At 64.1% G+C, this 1,899-nt stretch carries 3 protein-coding genes; 2 read left to right on the top strand and 1 reads right to left on the bottom strand.

Annotated elements, in window-relative coordinates; translation table 11 throughout:
* The first annotated feature begins 125 nt into the window (after positions 1 to 125).
* Positions 126 to 263 (top strand): NlpC/P60 family protein, encoded by a 138-nt coding sequence (locus FLV34_RS43575; protein ID WP_240972252.1) that lies wholly within the window; start codon positions 126 to 128, stop codon positions 261 to 263.
* A 97-nt stretch (positions 264 to 360) separates the two neighbouring features.
* On the top strand, positions 361 to 978 hold the full coding sequence (locus FLV34_RS39120) for an A24 family peptidase (protein WP_142652645.1): 618 nt from the start codon (positions 361 to 363) through the stop codon (positions 976 to 978).
* A gap of 121 nt (positions 979 to 1,099) precedes the next feature.
* Here the strand turns inward: FLV34_RS39120 and FLV34_RS39115 are convergent, their stop codons facing one another.
* Positions 1,100 to 1,582, bottom strand: coding sequence for a hypothetical protein (locus FLV34_RS39115; protein WP_142652644.1), 483 nt, complete (start codon positions 1,580 to 1,582; stop codon positions 1,100 to 1,102).
* Between the last annotated feature and the right edge of the window lie 317 nt (positions 1,583 to 1,899).

Raw genomic sequence — 1,899 nt, 5'->3', positions numbered from 1 at the left:
TGCGGACAGGACTCTCGACAAGCCCAATCCTCCCAGCTCAAAGGCACTTTTCTCATGTAAACGATCAAGCCCGCTCAAATTCGTCGCGAAAGCCCGAGGTTAGACCTCAGCAAGAACACGACCGGTTGGCACCCGAGTCAATTCACCACGTGGGCCTCTACATCGGCGAGGGGAAGACGATCCACGCCCCGCACACCGGTAGCCACGTGCAGATCGCACCGATGTTCCGCAGCGACTACGTCGGCGCCGTACGGCTGTCCTAACGAAACGGCTTGGCCGCGCCTGATCACCCATAGCTATCATTTGCTCTCGCTGCGTGGATAGAGCGGTTCATGCGAGCACCGTTGGGTGGGGGGACAAGTGTCGACGATCGGCGTTGCCCTGGGAACTGCCACCGTTGGCCTCCCCATCGGGTGGGTCATTCGGATCATCGCCAACCGCTTCGCTACGCGAAAGGGCATCCCGTACTCAACCCAGGTCATCACTGCGGCGGTGTTCGGGCTGCTCGGCTGGCGGATTGGTCTTGCTCCGCTTCTCCCCGCATACCTCTATATGGCCGCTGCTGGAGTAGCGCTCAGCGTGATCGACCTGCGGACGCGACGACTGCCGGACGCGCTCACGCTGCCCTCGTACGTCGTCCTCCTGGCGCTCGTGGCCGTCGGCGGGATAGTGAGCAGGGACGGAGCGCTCACCGTGGGTCTAATCCTCGGTGCGCTGGGCGCCTTCTCGCTCTACTGGTGCTTCCGGCGGATGAACACCGCCCTTGGGCCGGGAGACGTCAAGGCGTCCGGTCTTGTCGGCGGGATCCTCGGGACCATCGGCGCACACGCCTGGGTCGTCGGCATCGGCGCGGGGCTCATACTGGCGGCGCTATACGCGGTGACCATGCTGATCAGCCGGAAGGGCTCCGCATCCACCCTCATACCGTATGGACCCTTCATGTTCGCCGGCTGCCTTGTGGCTGTCCTCGCGACGTGACCGCCGAATGCTCTCCACCGCCGACGCTGGGGCCGTAGGCTGGACATGGCCGATCTCACCTTCTCTTTTGGCGAAGGAAGTGAAACCGGTCAGGGGCCGTTCCCTTCGGGGGGCGGCCCCGCTACTCGTTGAGGAGCTCTCGCAGCAGCGTGAACCCCGGCATGATCTCCCTCGGCCGTACGCCGACCTCGAACATCTCCGGCTCTTCGAAAACCGGTTCCCCGCTGGGGCGGCGCGCATAGGCCACGCGGCCGTAGTCAACGCCGTCATCACGGTCGAAACTCATCCAGGTGATCGCCTCTTGCTCGCCTTCGCGCAGTGCATGGTTCGAGACCGCGCGCGTGGCCACGGTGCCCGGCGGCTCGAAGATCCACACCTGCGGCACCGCGAGGACCCAGCGCCTCACGCCGATCTCACCGGCCTTCGCGGCGGCTCTACGCTCGAAGGCAACGGCGGTCTCTCGATCGCGCAGGTAGTCGTAGTCACTGAGGACGAGACGGCGCTCTCCATCCAGCACGACGACTGCAGGGCAGTCACGAGCGACGATGCTCTTCTCCAGGCGCTCAACCACGTCGAAGAGCAGATTCGCCGTCTCGGCATTCACCCTGTTTCTCCTCCCCGTGATGTAGACGCGGACCACCGCCGAGAACACCCTATGGCCCTACTCGGCCCTGTCAGCCTCTCAGGACACCCACAGGCATCAGGGGTCTCGCTTGTCGTTCACCAGGCGGAGCTGCCTGCGAGGGCACCACCTCGTCGCCCAGTGAACGTTTTTCATCCGCCGGGCGGCTAAGCCGGTCACAGCATGATCGCGATGCTCGGGTTTTCCTCATGATGTGGCGAAGCTCCTGGTAGACGGGTTGATCACCACAACCATCACCGTCATCGCCAGGAGCTTCGGGTGCTGTTCTATCGTGCTGC

The organism is Microbispora sp. CSR-4 (assembly GCF_008033685.1).
Taxonomy (GTDB): domain Bacteria; phylum Actinomycetota; class Actinomycetes; order Streptosporangiales; family Streptosporangiaceae; genus Microbispora.
This window is presented reverse-complemented; position numbering and strand designations above follow the sequence as displayed.